The sequence below is a fragment of the Agrobacterium sp. 20P9.1.2 genome (genome assembly GCF_057799395.1).
Genome location: NZ_JBYOKI010000002.1, coordinates 728,633 through 751,298 on the forward strand (window position 1 = coordinate 728,633; position 22,666 = coordinate 751,298).

Here is a 22,666-nt window from a genome sequence, read left to right on the forward strand (position 1 = left end):
CACCGAAAAGCGATCCGTTAACGGGTTCTAAATATCGCAATTCTGCGTCAAGATAGGATAAGAGCTGTTTCAGCATAACAATCAGGATCATGCGGAATGCGCATAAAGTACCTCGTCTTTGGCCTCATCCTTTCCATCGCGTTGCCAGCCTACGCTCAGGAACCCGCCGCGCCGCCAACGCTGGAGCCGGTGCCGAGCCAGGCTCAGGCCGCTAATCTGAGTGCGCAGTTTCTGGAACGATATGCCTACAAGCCGGTCGCGCTTGATGATGCTCTGTCCGTCAAGGTCATGAACAAGTTCATCAAATCGCTGGACCCGGATCGCATGCTGTTCATGCAGGCCGATATCGACCAGTTCATGAAGGACAGCAAAAATATCGATGATGCCATCGCCAGTGAGGATCTGGAGATTCCGTTTTCGATCTTCAATAAATACACACAGCGCGTCGTGGAGCGCATGACCTATGCGCGCAGCCTGCTCAGTCAGGGCTTCGATTTTACGGTCAATGAAGATTTCCCGATTTCCCGCGAAGACGCGCCTTGGGCGCAATCCGAACAGCAGAGCCACGAGCTTTGGCGCAAGCGCGTCAAGAATGACTGGCTGCGTTTGAAACTGGCGGGTCAGGCGGATACGGCCATCCGCGATACGCTCGACAAGCGTTACAAGAACATTCTGGACCGCGTTTATCCCTATAAGAGCGACGATGTGTTCCAGTCCTTCATGGCCGCCTATACGACGGCGGTTGATCCGCACACGGATTATTTCGGCGTTTCCGCATCGGCGGAATTCGATATTTCCATGAAGCTGTCGCTTGTCGGCATTGGTGCCGTTCTGCAGGAGCGTGATGGTTACACCACCATTCGTGAGCTGGTGGCGGGTGGCCCGGCGCAACTGTCCGGCAAACTGGCCATCGGTGATCGCATCATCGGCGTCGGTCAGGGTGAAGATGGCGCCATCAAGGAAGTGGTCGGCACCCGTCTCGATGAGGTGGTGCAACTGATCCGTGGTGCGACGGGATCCGTGGTCCGGCTCGACATTTTGCCTGCGGAAACCGGCGACAGTGCAGGCCACCGTGTCATCAGCCTCGTGCGTGACAAGGTCAGCCTTGAAAAACAGGCCGCGAAGAAGACCATTCTGCCGGTCAAGGACGGTGATGTCACACACCAGATCGGTGTCATCACGCTGCCGACTTTCTACGAGGATTTCGAAGCGCGTCGCAACGGCGACAAGAACTATAGAAGCGCCAGCCGCGATGTCGCCAAACTGCTGGGCGAGTTGAAGCAGGACAACGTCGATGGCGTTCTGATCGATCTGCGCGACAATGGCGGTGGATCGCTGGCTGAGGCGATTGAACTCACCGGCCTGTTTATCGGCAAGGGCCCTGTCGTGCAGCAGCGCGATGCACAGGGCACGATCAAGGTCGAAAGCGACGATCTTTCCGCAGCGGTCTGGAAAGGCCCGCTTGGCGTGCTGATCAATCGCGGCTCGGCCTCGGCCTCTGAGATTTTCGCCGCAGCGATCCAGGATTACGGTCGCGGCGTGATTGTGGGCGAACCAAGCTTCGGCAAGGGTACGGTGCAGACTGTCGTGGACCTCGACCGTGCGGCTGGCAACAACAAGCCGCAACTCGGCCAGCTGAAACTGACGATTGCGCAGTTCTTCCGCGTGGATGGCGGCACGACGCAGTTGCGCGGCGTAACGCCTGATCTGCCGCTGCCGGGCTTTTCCGATCCCAAGGTTCTGGGAGAGGCAAGCTATGACAACGCCTTGCCATGGACCCAGATCAAGCCTGCGAAATACGCCACCGAAGGCAATATCGCGGCACTGGTTCCGCAGCTGAAAAGCCGTCACGATGCCCGCATCAAGGATGATCGCGATTATAAGCGCTTTGTCGAAGATGTGGCCGACCTGAAGGCTCAGCGCGAAAAGCGCACCATCTCTCTCAATGAAGAGGAACGCCGCAAGGAAATGGCTGCCACGGCAGCCCGCCTCAAGGCGCGTCAGCAGGCAGGCGATGGAACGGTGCCTGAACAGGACGATGGTCTGCAAGCCAATGAACGCAGCTTGAGCGCCAATATCGCGATTGAAAACGCGCGCAAGAATGCAAAGGACGTTCTGCAAAACGAAGCTGCAGCCATTGTTGGCGATGTGGTGGATTTGACGTCCAATGGTGCCAAGCGCCAGACGCAGAAGGTCGTGCAGTAACGAGCTTCTACACACCTCTTTTATTGGTCTTCAAAACACCCGCGACACATGTTTGCGGGTGTTTTATTTTTCACTGATCAAGGCTCGTATCCGTTAGGTTTCGGCAGGCTGCGAAACTACTCAGGCCCGCTCGACCCGCACCGGCACGGATTTGGCGGCAGGCGTTTTGCTTTCTTCCGCATATTGCCACAGCGGAATAAGCGCATTGCATTCCGGGTAATAGGCAGCGCAGCTTCCGGATGGGATGTCGTAGTCGATGACCTGAAAGTCGGTCATGGTGCGCAAAATCCCGTCATCGACAGCTGTCGTCATCCGCGCAAGCCCATCCTTTTCGATGCCCAGTCGAATGCGGTCATCGGCATTCATCATCACGATCATTCGGGATTTGTGGATGCCGCGCAGGCGGTCGTCATAACCATAGACAGTGGTGTTGAACTGATCGTTCGACCGCAGGGTGATGAGGCGCAGAATGTTGTGATCGTCACTGGCTGCGAAGCTGGAACAGAGCGATTTCGGCAGTTTGAAATTCGCCTTGCCCGTCTCTGTTTCCCATTCCCGGTGTCTTGCCGCCACGGGGCGGGGGAAGCCCCCGGGCGTATCCAGTCTGGCGTTGAAGTCCTTGAACGGTTCGGGATAGGTCGCCTCTATTGCGTCTCGCACCAGCGCATAATTATTGACCCATTCTTCCCATGGCACTTTGGGATTGGGCGTGAGTGTGCTTTTCGCAATCTCGGCCACGATCCGCGGTTCGGAAAGCAAGGCTTCGTGCGCGGGCTTGTATTTCCCGCGTGAGGCGTGAATGCAGGTGGTCGAATCCTCCATGGTGACGATCTGCGGGCCGGACAGTTGCTCGTCGATTTCGGAGCGCACAAGGGTCGGCAGAATATAGGTCGTCTTCGCCACCACCAGATGGCTGCGATTCAGCTTCGTCGCGATCTGGACGGAGAGGTCCATCTCCCGCCACTTCTCCTCCATCAATTCGCGCTCGGGAATGGCGCGCACGAAATTGCCGCCAAGGCTGATAAAGGCTTTGACCGACCCGTTGACGATGCCTTCGCAAGCCTCGACCGTGTTCAGCCCGTCTTCCCTTGGAGGCTCGAAACCATATTGCTCGGCCAGATGGTCGAGCGGGACCAGCTTGGTCTTTTCGGAAATGCCGACCGTTCTCTGGCCCTGAACATTCGAGTGGCCGCGCACGGGACAGATGCCAGCGCCCGGCTTGCCGATATTGCCGCGCATCAGCAAAAGGTTGATCAGCATCTGCACATTGCTGACGCCGTAGCGGTGCTGGGTCAGACCCATGCCATAGATGGCAATGACGGCATTGGCTTTCGCATAGGTCTTCGCCGCAGCCTCGATGGATGCGTAGCTGAGGCCAGAAACCTGCAGGATTTCGGTCCACTCCGCCGCGCGAACCCGTTCCTCGAACTCTTCGAAACCGTGGGTGTGGCGTTCGATGAATTCGACATCCAAAACGCGGCTGTTACCCTGTGCCTTGGCTTCATCGTCCCAGGTAAACAGCAGTTTCGCCATGCCCATCATGACAGCAATGTCACCACCGGCGCTGACCTGATAATATTGGGTGGCGATCTGCGTCGGCTTGTTGGTCGCCATCTGCACGGGGCTTTGCGGATTGACGAATTCCTGCCAGCCTCGTTCTTTCAGCGGATTGAAGACGATGACCGGGGCGCCGCGCTCGCGCACTTCCTGAAGGCTATGCAGCAATCGCGGCGCGTTGGTGCCGACATTCTGCCCGAAGGACAAGATGCAGTCGGTGTGGTCGTAATCTTCCAGAAGAATGGTCCCGACCGGCGTGCCTATGCTCTGCGGCAACGCGACAGATGTCGTCTCGTGGCACATGTTGGAACTGTCGGGCAGATTGTTGTTACCATAGAGCCGCGCCAGCAATTGATACATATAGGATGTTTCGAGCGACGCACGTCCGGAGGCATAAAACACCACCGAGGCCGGGACGTAACCTTTCAGCTTCTGGCCGATATCGGCAAAGGCTTCCGGCCAGCTGACCTCGACATATTTATCGCTTGCCACATCGTAGCGCATGGGGTGGGTCAGGCGGCCCTGGTTTTCCAGATCGTAATCCGGCCAGTTGAGAAGCTCGCGAACCGTGTGGCGCGAGAAGAACTCAGGCGTCGTGCGCTTGGCGGTCAAATCCCAGAAGGTCGCTTTGGCGCCGTTTTCGCAGAACTCGACCAGATGCGGCTTTCCCGGCTTGGCCCATGCGCAGCTGGTGCACATGTAGCCGCCCAGCTTGTTGTGGTCTTTGAGAAGCCCCGGCGCTGTGCGGATCGCGCGTTGCTGAATGGCATCTGCGAAGACAGATTTGAGAGAACCCCACCCGCCTGTCGGCATCGTATATTGCTTGTATTTGACTTTACGGTCCATGGCGTTCACCTCATGCATGTCATGCACAGCGAACCGCCCAACCGCATGTTGGTTCCACCTTGGAACACTTGGCCCATCAACCAATTGATCACAGTGCCGTTAGGCCTGCGAACAAAGCTCAAAACGCATCTGGTGCCCTTTGAAAAAGCGGGTCATTTCCTGCTCGTCTTAACAAGAAACATGGGGCAGCTTCAGGGTGCCGTGGGTTTCAGAAGCGGCAGCAACTGGTCGCCCTGCCGCTTTATTTCCTGAAGATAGGGCGTGTCTGAGAGTACGAAGTGGGTGATGCCCAGTTCTTCATATTTGCGCAGCGATCTCGCCACATCCTCGGCTGAGCCGACAAGCCATGTCGTTCCCGCGCCGCCACCGCCATATTTGCCCGGCGCGGTGTAGAGGTTGTCATCCAGCACATCGCCCCGGCTGCTCAGGTCCAGAAGGCGCTTCTGCCCGATGGCTATTCCTTCGCGGTGATCTTGCCAGTTTCCAGCCGCACCCTCGGCCATTTTGGCCACCTTGGCTTCCGCATCCGCCCAAGCCTGTTCGGTGGTGTCGCGCACAAGGGTCGTTATCCGCAAGCCGAATTCCAGCGGCGGGATATCCCGGTCGAGCGTCTTGCCGAGATACTTCAGCCGCGCGATCCGCTCGCGCACGCCATCCAGCGGCTCACCCCAGAAAAGCTGGACGTCCGCTTCGGTGGCCGCTACCTGTTCAGCGGCTTCCGAAGCGCCGCCAAAATAGAATTTCGGATGCCGTCGCGCACCTCTGGCCGCCAGTCGCGGCTCGACCGTTGAGCCTGCAACCTGAAAATGCTCGCCATTAAAGGTTACGTCTTCTTCCGTCCACAGCCTGCGGACCAGACGCATGAATTCCTTGGTGCGCGCATAACGATGGGCCTGATCACCCTCTTCGTCGCCATAGGCGGCCAGATTGTCCAGCCCGGAGACGACATTGACGCGCACGCGACCGCCGCTCAGATAATCGAGCGTGGCAGCGGATGACGCAAAATTCGCTGGCTTCCAGTAGCCCGGACGCACCGCGATCAGCGGCTCGAAAGTCTGGGTGCGAGCAACCAGCGCGGTTGCAAGGGTAAATGTATCGGGTCGCCCCCAGCCGGTGCCGATCAGTGCGCCTCTCCAGCCATGGTCTTCCAGCGCCTTGGCCTGCGTTGTCAGCGTATCCAGACTGTTATGGTCTGCGTCTGCGACATCGCCGCGATGCCCCGCTTTGACGTCATTGGGAATATACCAGAGAAACTCGGAATGATTGCTCATGATGGGTCCGTGATCTGATTTCGAAGCTTGCCCTCATCGAGCAGGAGCCTAACGGTCTTTGCCGCATTGCGACGCATCTCGATGGCCGCATGGTCTGAATAAAAGGCGTTGTGCGGGGTAATCACCAGCCGACCCGCAAGCCAGTCGGCGCGTTCGCGCCATGCCGAAAGCAGCGGATGCTCACGCGGTGGCTCCTGCGCCAGCGTATCGATGGCCGCTGCCGCAACATGCCCGCTCTTCAGCGCGGCCTCCAGCGCATCCAGATCATCCAGCAATTCGCCGCGTGCGGTGTTGACGATCATGACGCCCGGTTTCAGACGGGCAAGACCGTCAGCGTCCAGCAGCCCTCGCGTTTGCGCATTGGCCGGGCAGTGCAGGGTCAGGATATCGGACTGCGCGAACAGCGCGTCCAGCGTCTCTACCCGCTCATAGCCAATGGCCTTTTCGTGTCCCGGCGGCTGACCGGGATCATAGCCCAGAATACGAAAGCCGAAGGGTTTCAGCCGGTTGACGACGGCGGTTCCTATCCGGCCCACGCCAACGACACCCACCGTGGCGCGGTTGGAGCGGGACAGGGGTTTCAAGCTGTGCACCTGCCACCCGGATGAATAGCCACGGGCGCGGGCATCATGCTCCCAAAGCCGCCGATGCAGCGAAAGGATCATTGCCACGGCGTGGTCTGCCACCTCTTCCGTGCCGTAATCGGGATTGTTGGCGAAGGGAATGCCGGCGCTTGAAAGTGCTGCCAGATCGATCTTCTCGTAACCGACGCCGTAGCGCACCACGCCCTTGCACCGGGTCAGGTGCTTTATGCTCTGGGCTCCCAGCCGCGCACCCCAGACCATCAACGCATCAAGCCTTGCCAGACGGGCGGGATCGAATTTCGCCTCATCGGTCGTGGCGAAGAAGTCGATCTCGACGTCTGCACCCAGCACATCTGCTTCCCGATCGGGTGCGCCGATCATGTGGTCGGTGATGCCTACCACATATGTCTTGTTTCCTGTCATTTCTGCATGTCCCTGCGCGCTATCGCGTCATTCCCCATTTGGCCACGGTGCGCTGTTCCAGCTGGCGGAAGAGAACATTTTCGACCAGAAGGCCGAACAGGATGACCATGATCAGCCCGGCAAACACCCGGTCCGTGTAAAGCTCGTTGCGGTTCTGGAAAATGTACCAGCCAAGCCCGCCCTTGCCGGATGATGCGCCGAACACCAGTTCAGCGGCAATCAGCGTGCGCCATGCAAAGGCCCAGCCGATCTTGAGGCCTGCAATGATGGAAGGCAGGGCGGCTGGCACGAGGATGATCAGCACATAGCGCAGGCCTTTCAACCCGTAATTGCGCCCGCCCATGCGCAGGGTTTCCGGCACGGCGGTAAAGCCCGTATACATGTTGAGCGCCAGCGGCCACAAAACCGAATGGATCAGCACGAAGACCAGACTTCCCTGACCCAGCCCGAACCAGAGCAGCGCCAAAGGTAAGAGCGCAATCGGTGGCAGCGGATTGAGCATGGATGTCAGCGTCGAGAGAAGATCGCGCCCGATCTGGGTGGAAACGGCAAGCGATGTCAGCACGAAAGCGAGAATGACACCGGCCAGATACCCCTTGATCAGCACATTCAGCGAATTGATCGCCCGGTCGGGAATGACGCCGCTGGCAATGTCTTCGAACAGCGCCTTGATGGTCGCGGAAAAGGGCGGCAGCAGCAGCTCATTGTCCTGAAGTCTGGCCGCCACTTCCCAGAGCAACGCAAGACAGATCAGAATAACGCTTTTGCGTATCCACGCATTCTGCCACAGCCGCTGATAAAGCGGCAGGGCCTTATCGACCGTGGCTGCCGACAGCGGTTCCAGCGGCAACTCATATTCGGGGCGGATCGGCGGTGTGGAGTGCGCGGTGGTGGCGACGTCTCTGGTCAATGTCTCAGTCATGGCTGGCTCCATCGACACTGTCGGCCTCTTCGAACAGAAGTCCGTGAATGCGGTTTGCGGCGGCCTGAAATTCCGGACTGCCGCCGCTTTTTAAGTCCCATTCGTGGCTGTTGATTTCCGCCCGCATCCGGCCTGGATGCGGCGACAGAAGTGCTATGCGGTTGCCGACGACCAGGGCTTCCTCGATGGAATGCGTCACGAACAGGAGTGTGAAGCGTGCCTCTTCCCAAAGCGCCAGAAGCTCCTCCTGCATCTTGCGACGCGTCAGCGCGTCGAGAGCGGCAAAGGGCTCGTCCATCAGCAGAATGCGCGGTTCCATCGCCAGCGCGCGGGCAATCGCCACGCGTTGCTTCATACCGCCGGACAACGTGTTGGGATAGGCGTCGGCAAAGCGGGTCAGGCCGACCTTTTCGATATAATAATCGGCGCGTTCCGCCGCTTCTCTGCGGTTCAGCTTGCCTGAGATACGCACCGGAAAGGCGACATTTTCCCGCACCGTTTTCCACGGCGGCAACTGGTCGAATTCCTGAAAGACGACCACACGGTCGGGGCCGGGGCCTGTCACCGGCTTGCCATCCAGAACGATGCGGCCTTCACGCGGCGCAATGAAACCGCCGACGGCTTTCAGCAGGGTGGATTTGCCGCAACCGGAAGCGCCCAGCAGGATGAACCGGTCCGCCTCCCACACATCGAAACTGACATTTTGCGTGGCGCGAACCACGCGTTCAGCGGTGCGATATTCCAGCGTGATGCCTTCGACCGAAAGAAGCGGTCGGGACGACGGTTCTTCGTGGCTGCGAAGCGGTGCGGTCATGCCATGCATTGTCAATCCATCTGATCTTAAAGCCCATGACCGGCTTGCCGCGACAAACCGGTTATGGGCTGTTTTAGGTTGGATGAGCGTTATCAGCCGCCGTTATCGCCATAGGCTTCAGGGAAGAAATAATCCTTCCAGGAGCTGGCCTCGTTCTTCAAAACGCCCAGCTTATGCAGTTCCTGCGCATAGACGAAGGTGTTCTGCGGAACGATGGTGAAGTCGTTTTCCGGGTCGTTGATGATCTCAAGCACGAGCTGCGGCGAAAGCTTGGAATTCTGCTGGCGAATGAAGGTCTCGGCAGCCTTTTCCTTGTTGGCGTTGATCCACTGTGCCGCTTCGCGCAGGGCAGCGTAAAAAGCCGCATAGGTCTTCGGATTTTCATCGTGGAAGGCTGCGCTGCTGTAAAGCACGTTGAAGGTCGCCGGGCCGCCTAGAATGTCATAGGAGCTGATGACCTTGTGCACCGCCTTGTTGCCCTGCAAAGCCTGATAATAAAAGGGCGCGGACGAGAAGTGCGAATTGACTTCCGTACCGCCTGAAATCAGCGCGGCGGTGGCGTCCGGATGCGGCAGGCTGATGGAAATTTCGTCCAGCTTCTGGAAATTGTCCGGGCCAAACAGCTTGGCAGCTTCGATCTGCAAGGTGCGTGACTGGAAGCCGACACCGGCAGCAGGCACCGCGATACGATCCTTGTTGCTGAAATCCTTCAGGCTGCGGACATCGGGATTGGTGGTGATGAGATAGTTGGGCAGAGAACCGAGTGCGGCCACCAGCTTCACGTCCTGACGACCCTTGGTGCGGTCCCACATGGTCAAGGCCGGCGGCACGCCTGCGGACACGATGTCGATATTCTTGGCAAGAAGCGCTTCATTCATGGCGGTTGCGCCGGAAATGCTGGCCCATTCGACGTCGATATCGACACCGGCCTCCTTGCCGTGCTTTTCGATCAGTGCCTGATCGCGAACGACATCGAGGATGAGATAGGCAATGCCAAATTGCTGGGCGATCCTGATTTTGCCCTCGGCGGCGGCCTGTCCGGCAAACAAAGTGGCCACGATACCGAAAGCGGCGCCAAGCAGTGAGTGACGATTCCGTTTAGCGGTAGATGTCGAAACGCGACGTGCCGTCATAAAAACTCCATCCAGCAAAAGACCAAAACAAGGGGCTAGCAGCGCTGTCCCTCACGCAGCCGGGCAAGCCTCATCTTCGCTGAAGCGTGAAGCCAGCCCATGCTTAAGGCTATGGTTCCCCACTAAATCCATCAACATCGTCGCGTTCTATTCTGCCGCCGGAAACGAGAACAAAATCGCCCCGTTTTACCGAGCGGCCGAATAAATTGCCGGGAGTGGAGATTCGTTAGCGTGCGCTTGCGCGGAGCCTCAGCGGTTTCGAAACACCGTGCAGGGAACATTGGCGGCGCGAATTTGCTCGCACAGATGGTTGGCTTCTGCCCGTGTTTCACGCCCCAGCCTTGCCGCATAACGCGGGCGGTTGCCGAAATTGCCGCCGCGCTGGCGCACAATCAGGGCGCGCTCGTCGTTGAGAGGCGCGGGTAGGCGCAGGACGGCGCGGGTAAACAGTTGTTCGACCACCGAGGGGCGATAATGGGCCGCAAGCTGCACGCCCCAGGGTGCCCAATCCGCAGACCCGGCGAAGACAGGTTCCTGCATGCGCCGTGTTTCGGCAAGAACCACGCAGGCTTTCTGGAAGGGCAGGGCCGTGTCGAGTTCCGGCGCGGCAATCTTTGGCGGAGCATCGCGCCAGGTTTCCGCAGTCTGGCCGGTAATGGCAAAGACATAGTCGCGGGTTTCAATCGGCAACCGTCCCTCGGAGAGAAAGCGCGCCAGCCCGTTTTCCCCGGCATTGTAGGCAGCGGCGGCAAATCCGAAATTGCCGAAACGGGTTTCAAGCTCCTTCAGATAGGAAGCGGATGCCTCCAGCGCGTCGATGACATCGAAACTGTTGCGCAGCCCCCGGCTCCGCGCCGTGCCGGGCATGAACTGCGCAATGCCTTCCGCCCCCTTGTGGCTCACGGCTTCGGGGCGAAACAGGCTCTCGCGCCAGATCAACCGCGCAAAGAAGGCAGGCGGCACCTCATGCGCTTTCGCGAAATGCTCGATGGTACGGCACAGATCGGCATTGAAGGTTTTGCGGCTGATGCATATCGCATCCCTACCGTCCGACCGCTCATAAAGGCAGGCCAGATTCTTCTCTTCCTCAAGTGCAAAAACAGCCTGCGGCGGCGAAACGGCCAGCAGACACATCACCATGCGTGATGCGATCAACCCCATCGATCTCAGACTTCTGATGTCCATGTGGGAGACTATACACCCCTTCCAGCGTTGCTCGGCAAGCTACCAGACAATGGTGCTGCCATCATAGGCAATGAACGATCCGCTTCGATCCGCCGTCAGCCCATCCAAAGCCTGCAATATCGAACACGCGGCTTCCTCTGGCGCGACGGTCTTGTGGCCCGCGGCAAAGGGCTCCGACAGTTTGGTTCTGACGGTGCCGGGGTGGATGGCCGTTACCACAGCCTCGGGATGCGTTCTGGCATATTCTATCGATGCGGTGCGGACGATCTGGTTGAGTGCTGCCTTGGCTGCCCGGCAGGAAATCCATCCGCCCAGACGGTTATCGCCAATGGAGCCGACGCGAGCCGATAAAAACGCGGCGATGGAGCGTTGTTTGCGGTCCAGCAAGGGCAGAAAATGTTTCGCCACCAGCGCGGGGCCAACGGCATTGATCGCAAATTGCCGCATCATCCGGTCGGGGTCGATCTGGCGCAGGGCCTTTTCCGGCGCGTGGCCATCGGTGCCGAGAATGCCCGTGGCGCAGATCAGCATATGGATCGGCTCACCCTCAAGCGATTGTGCCGCTGCGGCGATGCTCGCTTCATCGGCAAGATCGAGCTGGTTGTCGCTGCGAGACAAGGGGATGACATTCCCGACATGCGGCTCCTCACGCAGGCGCTGGCACAGGGCAGCTCCTATGCCGCCAGTTGCGCCGATCACCACGGCGCGGAATCCGTGGGGCAGGGAGGAGAGAAGAGTGTCGTGCGCAGTTTCCATGGGAAGAGAAACGAAGATGACCGCCCTATGTTCAAAATTTTGAAGGATTTAACGCAGACGCAATTACATCATAATCTTCTAATGTCAGCGTAACCCTTCAAGGGAACTTCGAAGCCTGCTCTTGGTTTGTAAGGTGCGTCATCCGGCGTTGCTTACGGGGTTCATTCTACTTATGACATCGAAAATTGCCATCATTGGGTCGGGCCCAACGGGAATCTATACGTTGAAGGGTCTGGTCGGAAAATCCGAACCACTGTCCATCACCGTTTTTGAAAGTGAAGCCGACCCCGGAAAAGGCACGCCCTATCATCCAGACCTCAACGACCGGGCCATGCTGTCCAATATCGCCAGCATCGAGCTTCCGCCGATCTGCGAAACCTTGAACGAATGGCTGCGCCGCCAGCCGGATGAGGATTTGCAGCGGTTCGGCATCGTGCGGGATTTGATCGCGGACCGGGAGTTCTACCCGCGCGTCGTGTTGGGCGAATTCCTGCATGCGCAGTTCGTGCAGCTTCTCAACATCGGCAAGGCCAATGGCCACACGATCGAGGTCAAGGCATCTCACCGCGTTGCCGATATCGAGCTGCGGACGAAGGATATCCGGTTGAGCGTCACGGCACCGGAAGATGTGACCGAAGAGTTCGCCTTCGACCATGTGGTCATGGCAACCGGCCATGACTTTCCCGAAACGACCGAGGTCAAGCCTGGTTACTTCATGTCGCCATGGCCAGCACCTGCGCTGAAGAAGATCGAACCCTGCAAGGTCGGCATCCTCGGCACGTCGCTCAGCGGCATTGATGCGCTGATTACGGTCGCCACGGCGCATGGCACCTTTCTTCTGGATGAGCAGGGCGTGCTGCAATACCATGCCATGCCGGAAACAGAGGGCCTGCACGTCACCATGATGTCGCGAAAGGGCGTTTTGCCAGAGGCGGATTTCTATTGCGAAATTCCCTATCGTCCGCTGCAGTTCTGCACCGAAGCTGCCATTGAAAACCTGATTGCCACCCGGCGTCATGATCTGCTGGATGCTGTTTTCGATCTGTTCAAGGCCGAGCTTTTGTTTTGCGATCCGGAATATGCTTCACGCATCGGCCTGTCGATGCTGGATGTGGAAACCATCTCCAAGGCCTATTTCCATGATCGCGAAACGACGCCACCTTTCGTCTGGGCCGCGCGCAATCTGGCCGAAGCCGAAGCCAACAAAAAGCGCCATTATACAGTCGAGTGGCGCTACGCCATCTTGCGGATGCACGAGGTCATCGCCCTTGCGATCCCGCATCTGGATGAAAAGGATTTGAAGCGGTTCCACGCGCACTTCAAGACCGTCTTCGTGGATGATTATGCCACCGTTCCGCACGCCTCCATCCAGCGTCTGCTGGCGCTTTATCGCGCGGGCAAGCTGGATATCATGGCCTTGGGCAATGATGGCAAGATCGATAATGAAGGTGTCAGCCACGGCGCTGTCGTTCGCGCTCAGGGCCAGGTTCTGGAGTTCGATGCTTTCATCGATGCCACCGGCCAGCACACTCTGTCTGCCCGTGACATTCCCTTCCCAACCCTGAAAGAACAGGGTGTGATGCGCAAGGCGACGACCAGTGCCGTCTCGTCCTTGGTGGGCAATGAGGATCAGATGGTCCGCACCGGTGGTGTTGATCTGGATGAGAAGTTCCGGCCGATCTTTCAGGACAATCTCACCAACCGGCTCTATTGCGGCTCCATCGCCTTCCTTCTGCACAAGCTGCCCTTCGTGCAGGGCATCACCAGCGCCCGCGATATCGGCACTGTCGTGTCGCAGGCCATTCTGGAAACAAATGCAAAGCTGGAACTGTCGGCGGCCTGATCAGGCCTCGATCAGATCTGCACGATCTCCTATCGATATCGTGCCGGTCGTTTCGATGGAGGCATAAACGCCGAAATTCCTGCGGTTCTGCCGCAGGATGGATCGCAGAATTTCAGGGTTTTCGCTGACGTCAGGCTGCGCAATCAGCGTCAGCCCGCATCGTTTGGTTTCTTCGCCAATGTGGATCACGCTCGATCCCATCTGCAAACGCTTCCCAAGCCACGCTTTTTCCCGAAAATCCGCTTCGCCAGTCGTTCGAACCACGATGTTGGGACGAAAGCGCTTGCTTTGGACCTTTTCGGTGCCGATCAGGGCTGAAAGGTGATCCAGCGCACTGGTGGTGATGAGGTGAAGCGGGCTTGGCTCGTAACGATTGACAGCGACGGCGCGAGTATCGGACAACTCCGCGCCAGCCTTCGCATAAGGCCAAGCCGCTACGTCGAACCCGAAATGATACGATAACTTTGAGCAGAGGCCCTCATCCAGAACCGAAAGCCATGTGCCATCGGGAAAACCGATATCGGGCGTATTATCAGTCAGTCTCGATCTTAGAAAAACGGCAGCCCGCCAGCGCTCTTCTTTTTCAGGGGCCGCCGGTTGGCCGGTTGCCGCATCCACCACGCACCAGCTTCGGTCCCCGGCAATGCCGTCTGCCCCCAATTCCGCTGATGTCAGCCTCTCGCCACCAAGCGAACTGACGGAATAGCGCCAGATTTCCTCAATCGTCCCCAGTGCGTCCACGCTTTTCCGATCTTACTGTCATGTGTCGTGAACAGGGAACTGCATTGGGGGCCGCTGGTTCCCTGCAAGGTCACACCGAACTGGCAAGAGCGACGGCATCAGCAACGCTCTCCCATTTGTCTTCGGTCAGCGTCGAGGTGGCAATGCGGATGTAATCTCCCGGCAGCAGCGAAAATTTTCGGCCGGGATTGATGGCGATGTTGCGGGCGGCAAGGGTGACCATGGCGAACGGCTCGGCTGCAACCGGCAGCCATAGACAGAGGCCGCTGCCGGGATTGGACATGACACCGCGCTGTTGAAGCGCATGGGCCAGACCATTGCGGCGGGTCTGATAGGTTTCGCGCGCCTGTTTCACGATCTCCCAGCTTTGCGGGTTGCGCAGCAGCCATGCGGTCGCGCCCTGAAGCAGGCGGCTTGTCCATCCGGCACTGAAGGCGCGGTAGGATTGGATTTGCTCGACAATGGGCGCCGAACTCGACAGTACCGCAAGCCGCAGATCCGGCCCCAGCGTTTTCGAATAGGACAGAATGTGGATCGTCCGGTCTGGAAAGCGTCCGCCCAGCGAATGCGATGGCGCGGCCGAGATATCACCCATGCCATCGTCTTCGATAATCAGCGTATCGCTGCCATCGAGAATATTGCCCAGTTCCGCCAGCCGCTCAGGGCTCACGGTCTGGCCGGTCACGGAATGCAGGCGCGGCTGGAACACGAAGGCCGCCGGGCGGTCCTTCAGTGCGGCGTGAAGGGATTGCGGTGTCGGCCCCTCTTCATCGCACAGAACAGGAATGATCTTCACCCCGAAATCCTCGAGAATATCGAGAAGCCGCATGGCGGTCGGGCTTTCGATAGCAACGGCAGAGCCCGGGGAGACAAGCGCGCGGATTGCGGTGTAAACGGCATTGTAGCCGCCATTGGTCACCAGAAAGGCCTCCGGCTCATAGGGCCATCTCTGAAGCGCGGCATCATGAAGCTCGGGAATGATGCGGGTGCGCTCGTAATTGTTCAGCTTGTCCACGGTTGCGGCGTGGGCCAGCGCCTCTTCCAAGGGCGGCAGCAGTGACGGGTCCGGCACGGCCATGGTCAGATCCAGCGCATTGGGTCCGTAATTGCCGGCGCTGGCAAAGCGCTCCGGCTTGGCAATGAAGCGGTCGCCGCTGACCCATGTTCCGTTCCTGCCACGCCCGGTGATGATCTTATGGCGGCGCAGATCGGCCCAGGCCTCGGACAGCGTTGCCGGGCTGATGCCCAGTTCATAAGCCAGATCGCGGATCGAAGGCAGGCGTGTCCCGACAGGTAGGACACCGGCGCGGATCAGGGCGCTAGTTTCCAGCGCAATCCCGCGAATACTGCGATCGGCTATTTTTTCGGCAAGCCACTGTGCCGTGTAGAGATTGCCCATTAAATTGCCTTTTTAAATGTTCAATAACGTAATAACATTTGATCTTTGTAATTTGAACATTTAACTTTTTCCTATCGAGATTTTTTTGTGAGCATTCCGCATGACCGTAACGCTTCGCCTCGCTCTCCGTGACTGGGACTATATGACCCCGCTGGTCCTCGGAGACGTATCCTCGCCCCGCCTCAACATTCAGGTAGACCGCGTCGGCACGCTCATTTCCAATGTCGCGACCGATCCCGCCTATGATGCGGCCGAAATGTCGTTCAGCCGTTACGCACAGCTGCGCCATGATGGTGATGAGACCGTCGTCGGTGTGCCAAACTTCATCATGCGCGGATTTCGCCATCGTTGCATCATCACCAGCAAGGCCAGCTCCGTCCGTCACTTGTCCGATCTGGGCGGAAAGAAGATCGGCGTCACCGGCTGGCGGGATTCCGGCAATACCTGGACGCGTGCCGCCCTGCGCCGTGAAGGTGTGGGCGTGGAAGATGCCATGTGGTATGCGGGCCGCCTGACAGACGCCCATCCGATCACCGACCGTCTGGATGGCTTCGGTCGTCCCGGACGCATCGAAGCGGCCCCCGGCGAACGCCCCATGGTCGATCTGCTTCTGGATGGCGGTCTGGATGCCGTCTTCACGCCCTTCATGCCGAAAGGCTTTTTCGACAAGGATTCCCTGCTGCGTCAGGTGCTGGATGACTACCGCTCTGCCGAAGTCGATTACTTCAACGATGTCGGCTATGTGCCGGGCATGCATCTCATCGGCTTCAAGGCGGAAATCGTGCGCGAACATCCGTGGATCATGGATGAGCTGAGCGATCTTCTCGATGCATCGCAGCGCATGTGGCTGGAAAAGCGCGAGAAATATGCCGATACCACACCCTGGATGATCGATGAATTGCGCCGTTGCGCTGCCGATCTTTCTCCCGCGTGGAACGTTAATGGATTTGAGGCCAATGAGAAGATGATCGCCGACTTTGCGATGGAGCTTCATGAGCAGAAAATCCTGCCGCGCCTTCTTTCGCCTGCCGACCTGTTTCCAAAACACGCCGCTGGCCGCTGATGTAAGACTTCAGACAAGACACAGTTTCCGAGCCAATCAAAAAAGGGGAATGCCATGTACTCAAAATTGACCACTTCCGTCGCTCTTCTCGGCCTCTTGCTGGCTGCACCAGCACAGGCGCAGGATGCAGCCATTCCGCAACAGACCGTCAACAAGGAACTGAATGCCCGCCTGCCGGAGAAAATTCGCACCGAAGGCAAGATGATCTCCGTCAACAACGGTTCTTTTCCTCCCTATGAAATTGTCACCGGCACGGAAATGACCGGCGCCAGCGCCGATCTCACCGATGCGCTCGGCCAGCTGCTCGGCGTGAAGATCGAACACGCAACCGTTGGCGGTCTTCCGGCTCTGCTGTCGGGCGTCAATTCCGGACGCTACCAGTTCGCTTTTGGCCCTGTGGGTGATTTCAAGACCCGTCAGGAAGCCAACGACTTCGTAGACTGGGTGCAGGAATTCGTGGTCTTTGCCGTACAGAAGGGCAATCCGAAGGGCATCGTTTCGCTGGATTCGGCCTGCGGCACCCGCATCGCCGTCATGGCTGGCGGTTCGGCTGAAAAGGTCATCAAGACTCAAGCCGAAAAATGCACAGCCGATGGCAAGTCGCCGCTTGAAGTTCAGTCCTATACCGACCAGCCAAGCTCCATTCTGGCCGTCCGCTCCAAGCGCGCCGATGCCTTCTTCTCCTCGCAGGCACCTTTGACCTATTTCGTTTCGCAGGCCAATGGCCAGCTGGAACTGACGGGCGTTGGCGAAAAGAACGGCTTTGAAGACCTGTTCCAGGGCGCTGTCGTGCCAAAGGGCTCGCCGCTTGGCGAAATCCTGCGCGATGCGGTGAAGGTCCTCATCGATAACGGCACCTACGGCATCATCATGAAGAAGTGGGGCCTTGAGAACAACACCATCAAGACACCCGGCATCAACCTCGTTGGAGTTGAAAAGAAATGAGTGCGGCCAACGCAGAACTCGCATCGCCTTCGGGCGGTGCGGACCCGCGCGATGTGGCAAATGCCCATCGTCCATTTCAAACTGGGCGCGTCACGCTCTGGCTCGTCACGGTGCTGATCGCAGCCAACTTCGCCTGGATCGTTGCCAAAAACGAAAATTTCGGCTGGCCGGTCGTCGCGCAGTATTTCTTTGACAAGACCGTCATGCAGGGCCTGTCCGTCAGCCTCGGCCTCACCGTCGTCGCCATGCTGATCGGCGTCGTCATGGGGCTTTTGCTGGCCGTGGCGCGCATGTCGCAGGATGTGCTGGCAAGCTCGCTGTCGGGCCTGTTCATCTGGTTCTTCCGCGGCACGCCGCTGCTCGTCCAGCTGATCTTCTGGTACAATCTCTCCACGCTGTTTCCGGAAATCTCTCTGTCCATCCCATTCGGTCCAACCCTGATCAGCTGGGATACGAACTCGGTCATCACACCCATGACGGCGGCCATCGTCGGGCTCGCGCTCAACGAAGCGGCCTATATGGCGGAAATCATTCGTGGCGGCCTTCTGTCGGTCGACCGTGGCCAGGCCGAAACGGCGGAAGCATTTGGCATGACCCGGGCGCGCGCCCTGTGGCGCATCATCATTCCGCAGGCCATGCGCTCCATCGTGCCGCCCACCGGCAACCAGCTCATCAGCATGATCAAGGCCACCTCGCTGGTCAGCGTCATCGCCATGGCGGACCTGCTCTATTCCGTGCAGTCCATCTATAACCGCACCTTTGAAATCGTGCCGATGCTGATGGTTGCGGTCATCTGGTATCTGCTCATCACCTCCGTTCTCAACATCGGCCAGGGCTATATCGAGCGTTATTACAGCAAGGGCGAACGCCGCACCGCTGCCGCGCCCACGCCCGCCGCTCAGCAGGAGGCAAGCCATTGACCACTGCAGACAGCCAAAAGCAGCCGCTGGTACGCGCCCGCAATGTCCACAAGTCCTTCGATCAGCTGGAAGTGCTGAAAGGCATCGATCTCGATGTTTTTCCGGGGGAAGTCGTGGTCATTCTGGGCCCGTCCGGTTCAGGCAAGTCCACCTTCCTGCGCTGCATCAACCATCTGGAATCGATCAATCGCGGTTCCATCGAAGTCGCGGGCGAACAGATCGGATATCGCTTCCGCAACGACAAGCTGGAAAAACTCTCCGGCAATGCCATTGCCGCACAGCGCCGCAACATCGGCATGGTGTTCCAGCAGTTCAACCTCTACCCGCATATGACGGCGTTGCAGAACGTCATCGAAGCCCCCGTTGGCGTGCATGGTGAAAGCAAGGCGCAGGCTACGGCCTATGCGCGGGAGCTTTTGCAAAAGGTTGGCCTGTCGGACAAGGCGGATAATTATCCGCGCCAGCTTTCCGGCGGCCAGCAACAGCGTGTGGCCATCGCCCGCGCACTGGCCATCAAGCCAAAGCTCATGCTGTTCGATGAGCCAACATCTGCACTCGACCCGGAACTGGTGGGCGAAGTGCTGGCCACGATGCGCGATCTGGCCCGTCAGGGCCTGACGATGATCGTCGTCACCCACGAAATCGGCTTTGCCAAGGAAGCGGCAGACCGCGTCGTCTTCATGGATGGCGGCCATATCGTGGAAATGGGCAAGCCGGAAGACGTTATCGGCAATCCCCAGCATCCGCGCACGCAGGCCTTCCTGTCGCGCTTCCTGTGATCGATTGACGCGACGCCCCGGCACTCCGGGGCGTCGCCGCTTCTCTTAGCAGCGCGTTTTCAACGCGCCTTGCACCATTGCATCCGGACTGGAGACCGTCATGACCGCGCTCGACAATGCCTATACCCGCGTATCCGATTTCAAGGACATGGAAGCCGAACTCATCGAGACCCGGCAGCATCTCCACGCCAACCCGGAACTGTCCTTCGAAGAAACGGAAACGTCTCGCTTCGTTGCCGAAAAGCTGGAAAGCTGGGGCTATGAGGTCACGCGCAATGTTGGCGGCCATGGTGTCGTAGCCCGCATGACGGTGGGCGAAAGCAAGAAAAGCATCGGCATTCGCGCCGATATGGATGCGCTGCCCATTCTGGAAGAAACCGGCGCGCCCTATGCCAGCAAGGTGCCGGGCAAAATGCACGCCTGCGGCCATGATGGTCATACCACCGTGCTGTTGGGCGCGGCCCAGCATCTGGCAAAGACACGCCGTTTCAACGGCACTGTCACGCTCATTTTCCAGCCTGCGGAAGAAGGCGGAAAGCCGAGCGGCGCGCAGAAGATGATCGATGACGGCCTGTTCGAGCGTTTCCCCATCGATGCCATTTTCGGTCTTCACAACCATCCCGGCGCACCGGAAGGCACGCTTCTCCTGCGCTCCGGCCCGATGATGGCGTCTTCGGACACGGCAAAGATCACCATCAAGGGCAAGGGCGGCCATGCCTCGCGTCCGCATCTCACCATCGATCCGGTCGTGGTTGCCTGTAATCTGGTCGTCGCCCTGCAAACCATCGTTGCCCGCAACATCGACCCCACGCAGACTGCAGTCGTGACTGTCGGCACCATTCATGCGGGCGAAGCCGTCAACGTCATTCCTGAGTCCGCCAAGCTGGCGCTCAGCATCCGCTCTTTCGATCCGCGCATCCGCGATCTGTTGCAGGAGCGGATCACCAAGCTGACCAATTCTGTGGTCGAAGGTTTCGGCGCATCTGTCGAAATCGATTACGAGCGCGGCTATCCTGTTGTCGTCAACTCGGAAGAAGAAACCGCCTTTGCCCGCACCGTGGCTGAAGAGTTGATCGGAACGGACAAGGTGTCTACCTGCCATCTCATTCCCGGCAGCGAGGATTTCGCGTGTTTCCTGGAGCATAAGCCCGGCAGTTTCCTGCGGCTTGGCAACGGCATGAACTCGGCCATCCTGCACAGCGCGAAATATGATTTCGCCGATGCCAGCCTCACCGTTGGCGCTGCCATGTGGGCAAGACTTGCGGAGCGTTATCTGGCATAAGACCCCGGTTGATTCCGGGAGTGTTGGATTGATCGTCTGTTTCGATATTGGCGGAACCGCCATCAAGGGTGCTGCGGCCTATGCAGCGGATGATGTGCGGCCGCTTGCGCGCCAACAAACGCCGATCCATGATTTCAATGCCTTCGTCTCGGTGCTGAAATCCGCGATTTCCGAGATCGGCGGCACGCCGGAATGCGTGGCGCTGTCTATTACCGGCATCATCGATCCGGATACGGACAAGTCCTTCATCGCCAACATTCCCTGCGCCCACCAAAGGCCGCTGAAGGCGGATCTGGAAGCGGCACTCGGCCTGCCCGTTCTCATCGCCAATGACGCCGATTGCTGCGCTTTGGCGGAATACGGGGTCGGCGCTGGTCGCGGCCACCGCGTGGTGTTCAGCGCTATTCTCGGCACCGGTGTTGGTGGCGCTCTTGTTATCGATGGCAAGCTGATCAACAGTGGCGGTGGCTTTGCCGGAGAATGGGGTCACGCCCCCGTCGCCGCTACCCGCGCCGGAAATCCACCGGTAGACCTGCCGCGCTTTGCCTGCGGTTGCGGTCTGGATGGATGCCTTGACGCCATCTGCAGCGCCCGCGGCATGGAAAAGCTTCATCGGCACCTGACAGGCAAAGCCATGGCGGCAGAAGAAATTCTGGAAAGCTGGCAGGCAGGCGAAGTGGATGCCGCCCGCACCATAGACATCTATATCGACATGCTCTCCGGCCCGCTCGCGCTGGTGGTCAACGTCACAGGCACCACCATCATCCCGGTGGGTGGCGGCCTGTCCAATTCTTCCGCCTTGCTCGAAGCTCTTGACGAAGCTGTCCGCGCCCGCATCCTGCGCCGCTTCACCCGCCCTCTCGTCGTACGTGCCGAATGCACCATAGAGCCCGGCCTCGTGGGTGCTGCTGTCTTAGGCTTTGATTTCGTGCGCCAGCGCTCAGCGCGGTAATGTCGGCTACGCCGTTGCGCGGTTGACGATTGCAAAGCCCATATCGATCATCGCCTCCGGTTCCTCTTCACCATTTAGCCTTTTCAAAAGGGCTTGTGCCGCACGGGTGCCGATCTGGTGCCGGTCGATACGGACGGTGGTGAGTGGAGGATAAGTGTAAGGCGCGAAATCGAAATCGCCAAAGCCGATGATAGCCACATCTTCAGGCAGTTTGCAGCCACGGGAATTGGCTTCCGTCAGGGCTCCATGCGCCACCACATCGGATGAGCAGAACACCGCCAGTGAGCCATCCTTGCGATCCAGCAATTCGGCCATCGCCTGTCGGCCATCCTTGAAGGTGGACGGAGAACTCAGCTCGGTGGTTGGTACTTCCACCTCTGCCTTACCACTCAGACGGCTGATAAATCCATTGCGTCGTTGATTCGCGCGTGGGTCGTTTGCGCCGATCTGGGCGTAACGGTCATATCCCTTGCTATAGAGATATTCCGCCACCAGCGCGCCCGCATCAAAATGCGAAAAACCAACCGCCACATCCAGCGGGGAGGGCGTCGAATCCCATATTTCAACGATTGGAAGCCCGGCACCCGTAAGCATCGCCCGGGTTTCCTTCAGATGCGAAATGCCGGTGAGGATGATGCCATCCGGCCTGCGCGCCAGGATCGCCCGCGTCAGTTCAAGCTCGCGTTTGGCGTCATAGCCGGAAAGCCCCAGCAGAAGCTGATACCCCGCCGGAACAAGTTCCGCATTCAGCCCCTCGATGGTCTCGGCAAAGATCGTACTCGATACCGATGGTACGATGGCGGCAATCAGGCGCGTGCGGCGCGATGCCAATCCACCTGCCAACAGGTTCGGCACATATCCTGTCCTCGCGATAACGTGTTCTATCGCCTCAAGCGTGCGAGGTTTGACGAGGTGCGGCGTATTGATCGCTCTCGATACGGTAACAGGCGATACGCCCGCCAGCTTCGCAATATCTGCAAGCGTCACAGGGCCAGAAATATGGGCCATCTGGCCGCCATTTGACTGTCTCGACATGAATATCTCCC

Annotated in this window: 19 protein-coding genes; 8 read left to right on the forward strand and 11 right to left on the reverse strand. The window is 58.8% G+C overall.

What is annotated here, in order from left to right:
- Window positions 1-96 precede the first annotated feature (96 nt).
- On the forward strand, window positions 97-2,205 hold the full coding sequence (locus AC27VJ_RS09195) for a carboxy terminal-processing peptidase (protein ID WP_488683754.1): 2,109 nt from the start codon (window positions 97-99) through the stop codon (window positions 2,203-2,205).
- Window positions 2,206-2,325: 120 nt separating this feature from the next.
- Here AC27VJ_RS09195 and AC27VJ_RS09200 read toward each other — a convergent pair whose 3' ends face one another.
- The 8 genes from AC27VJ_RS09200 to AC27VJ_RS09235 all read right to left on the reverse strand — a co-directional run bounded on the left by AC27VJ_RS09200 (window position 2,326) and on the right by AC27VJ_RS09235 (window position 11,642).
- Window positions 2,326-4,608: an FdhF/YdeP family oxidoreductase gene (locus tag AC27VJ_RS09200; protein WP_488683755.1), complete on the reverse strand. Its 2,283-nt coding sequence runs from the start codon at window positions 4,606-4,608 to the stop codon at window positions 2,326-2,328.
- A gap of 191 nt (window positions 4,609-4,799) precedes the next feature.
- A complete protein-coding gene (locus AC27VJ_RS09205) occupies window positions 4,800-5,879 on the reverse strand; it encodes an LLM class flavin-dependent oxidoreductase (protein WP_488683756.1) in 1,080 nt (359 codons plus the stop codon).
- The gene (locus AC27VJ_RS09210; RefSeq protein ID WP_488683757.1) at window positions 5,876-6,886 is read right to left on the reverse strand and encodes a C-terminal binding protein; all 1,011 of its coding nucleotides are present in this window, start codon (window positions 6,884-6,886) and stop codon (window positions 5,876-5,878) included. Before AC27VJ_RS09210 ends, AC27VJ_RS09205 begins: the two co-directional genes overlap by 4 nt.
- Window positions 6,887-6,905: 19 nt before the next feature.
- Window positions 6,906-7,808 carry an ABC transporter permease gene (locus AC27VJ_RS09215; RefSeq protein ID WP_488683758.1) on the reverse strand — a complete coding sequence of 301 codons (903 nt, stop codon included), beginning with the start codon at window positions 7,806-7,808 and terminating at the stop codon, window positions 6,906-6,908.
- Window positions 7,801-8,631, reverse strand: a complete 831-nt coding sequence (locus tag AC27VJ_RS09220; RefSeq protein WP_488683759.1) for an ABC transporter ATP-binding protein — start codon at window positions 8,629-8,631, stop codon at window positions 7,801-7,803. The genes AC27VJ_RS09215 and AC27VJ_RS09220 overlap by 8 nt, the downstream gene beginning before the upstream one ends.
- Before the next feature lie 83 nt (window positions 8,632-8,714).
- Window positions 8,715-9,755, reverse strand: a complete 1,041-nt coding sequence (locus AC27VJ_RS09225; RefSeq protein ID WP_488683760.1) for an ABC transporter substrate-binding protein — start codon at window positions 9,753-9,755, stop codon at window positions 8,715-8,717.
- Between the two features lie 249 nt (window positions 9,756-10,004).
- Window positions 10,005-10,916 carry a transglycosylase SLT domain-containing protein gene (locus tag AC27VJ_RS09230; protein WP_488683761.1) on the reverse strand — a complete coding sequence of 304 codons (912 nt, stop codon included), beginning with the start codon at window positions 10,914-10,916 and terminating at the stop codon, window positions 10,005-10,007.
- 63 nt (window positions 10,917-10,979) lie between these two features.
- On the reverse strand, window positions 10,980-11,642 hold the full coding sequence (locus AC27VJ_RS09235; protein ID WP_488683762.1) for an SDR family NAD(P)-dependent oxidoreductase: 663 nt from the start codon (window positions 11,640-11,642) through the stop codon (window positions 10,980-10,982).
- 226 nt (window positions 11,643-11,868) lie between these two features.
- Between AC27VJ_RS09235 and AC27VJ_RS09240 the strand changes: the two genes are divergently transcribed.
- Window positions 11,869-13,539, forward strand: a complete 1,671-nt coding sequence (locus AC27VJ_RS09240) for an FAD/NAD(P)-binding protein (protein WP_488683763.1) — start codon at window positions 11,869-11,871, stop codon at window positions 13,537-13,539.
- Here AC27VJ_RS09240 and AC27VJ_RS09245 read toward each other — a convergent pair whose 3' ends face one another.
- Both AC27VJ_RS09245 and AC27VJ_RS09250 read right to left on the reverse strand, forming a co-directional pair.
- On the reverse strand, window positions 13,540-14,280 hold the full coding sequence (locus AC27VJ_RS09245) for an MOSC domain-containing protein (protein WP_488683764.1): 741 nt from the start codon (window positions 14,278-14,280) through the stop codon (window positions 13,540-13,542). It lies immediately after the preceding gene.
- 70 nt (window positions 14,281-14,350) lie between these two features.
- Window positions 14,351-15,679 carry an aminotransferase-like domain-containing protein gene (locus tag AC27VJ_RS09250; RefSeq protein WP_488683765.1) on the reverse strand — a complete coding sequence of 443 codons (1,329 nt, stop codon included), beginning with the start codon at window positions 15,677-15,679 and terminating at the stop codon, window positions 14,351-14,353.
- Window positions 15,680-15,779: 100 nt separating this feature from the next.
- Here AC27VJ_RS09250 and AC27VJ_RS09255 point away from each other — a divergent pair, with 100 nt between their 5' ends.
- The 6 genes from AC27VJ_RS09255 to AC27VJ_RS09280 all read left to right on the forward strand — a co-directional run bounded on the left by AC27VJ_RS09255 (window position 15,780) and on the right by AC27VJ_RS09280 (window position 21,620).
- Window positions 15,780-16,742: a substrate-binding domain-containing protein gene (locus AC27VJ_RS09255; protein WP_488683766.1), complete on the forward strand. Its 963-nt coding sequence runs from the start codon at window positions 15,780-15,782 to the stop codon at window positions 16,740-16,742.
- A gap of 54 nt (window positions 16,743-16,796) precedes the next feature.
- Window positions 16,797-17,687: an ABC transporter substrate-binding protein gene (locus AC27VJ_RS09260; protein WP_488683767.1), complete on the forward strand. Its 891-nt coding sequence runs from the start codon at window positions 16,797-16,799 to the stop codon at window positions 17,685-17,687.
- The gene (locus tag AC27VJ_RS09265) at window positions 17,684-18,607 is read left to right on the forward strand and encodes an amino acid ABC transporter permease (protein WP_113086782.1); all 924 of its coding nucleotides are present in this window, start codon (window positions 17,684-17,686) and stop codon (window positions 18,605-18,607) included. Before AC27VJ_RS09260 ends, AC27VJ_RS09265 begins: the two co-directional genes overlap by 4 nt.
- Window positions 18,604-19,386, forward strand: a complete 783-nt coding sequence (locus AC27VJ_RS09270) for an amino acid ABC transporter ATP-binding protein (RefSeq protein WP_488683768.1) — start codon at window positions 18,604-18,606, stop codon at window positions 19,384-19,386. Before AC27VJ_RS09265 ends, AC27VJ_RS09270 begins: the two co-directional genes overlap by 4 nt.
- A gap of 100 nt (window positions 19,387-19,486) precedes the next feature.
- Complete coding sequence (locus AC27VJ_RS09275; protein ID WP_488683769.1) at window positions 19,487-20,668, forward strand: M20 aminoacylase family protein; 1,182 nt, start codon at window positions 19,487-19,489, stop codon at window positions 20,666-20,668.
- A 28-nt stretch (window positions 20,669-20,696) separates the two neighbouring features.
- Entirely contained in the window at window positions 20,697-21,620 is a 924-nt protein-coding gene (locus AC27VJ_RS09280) for an ROK family protein (protein ID WP_488683770.1), read from the forward strand.
- Between the two features lie 6 nt (window positions 21,621-21,626).
- Here the strand turns inward: AC27VJ_RS09280 and AC27VJ_RS09285 are convergent, their stop codons facing one another.
- On the reverse strand, window positions 21,627-22,655 hold the full coding sequence (locus AC27VJ_RS09285; protein ID WP_488683771.1) for a LacI family DNA-binding transcriptional regulator: 1,029 nt from the start codon (window positions 22,653-22,655) through the stop codon (window positions 21,627-21,629).
- Window positions 22,656-22,666: the final 11 nt, after the last annotated feature.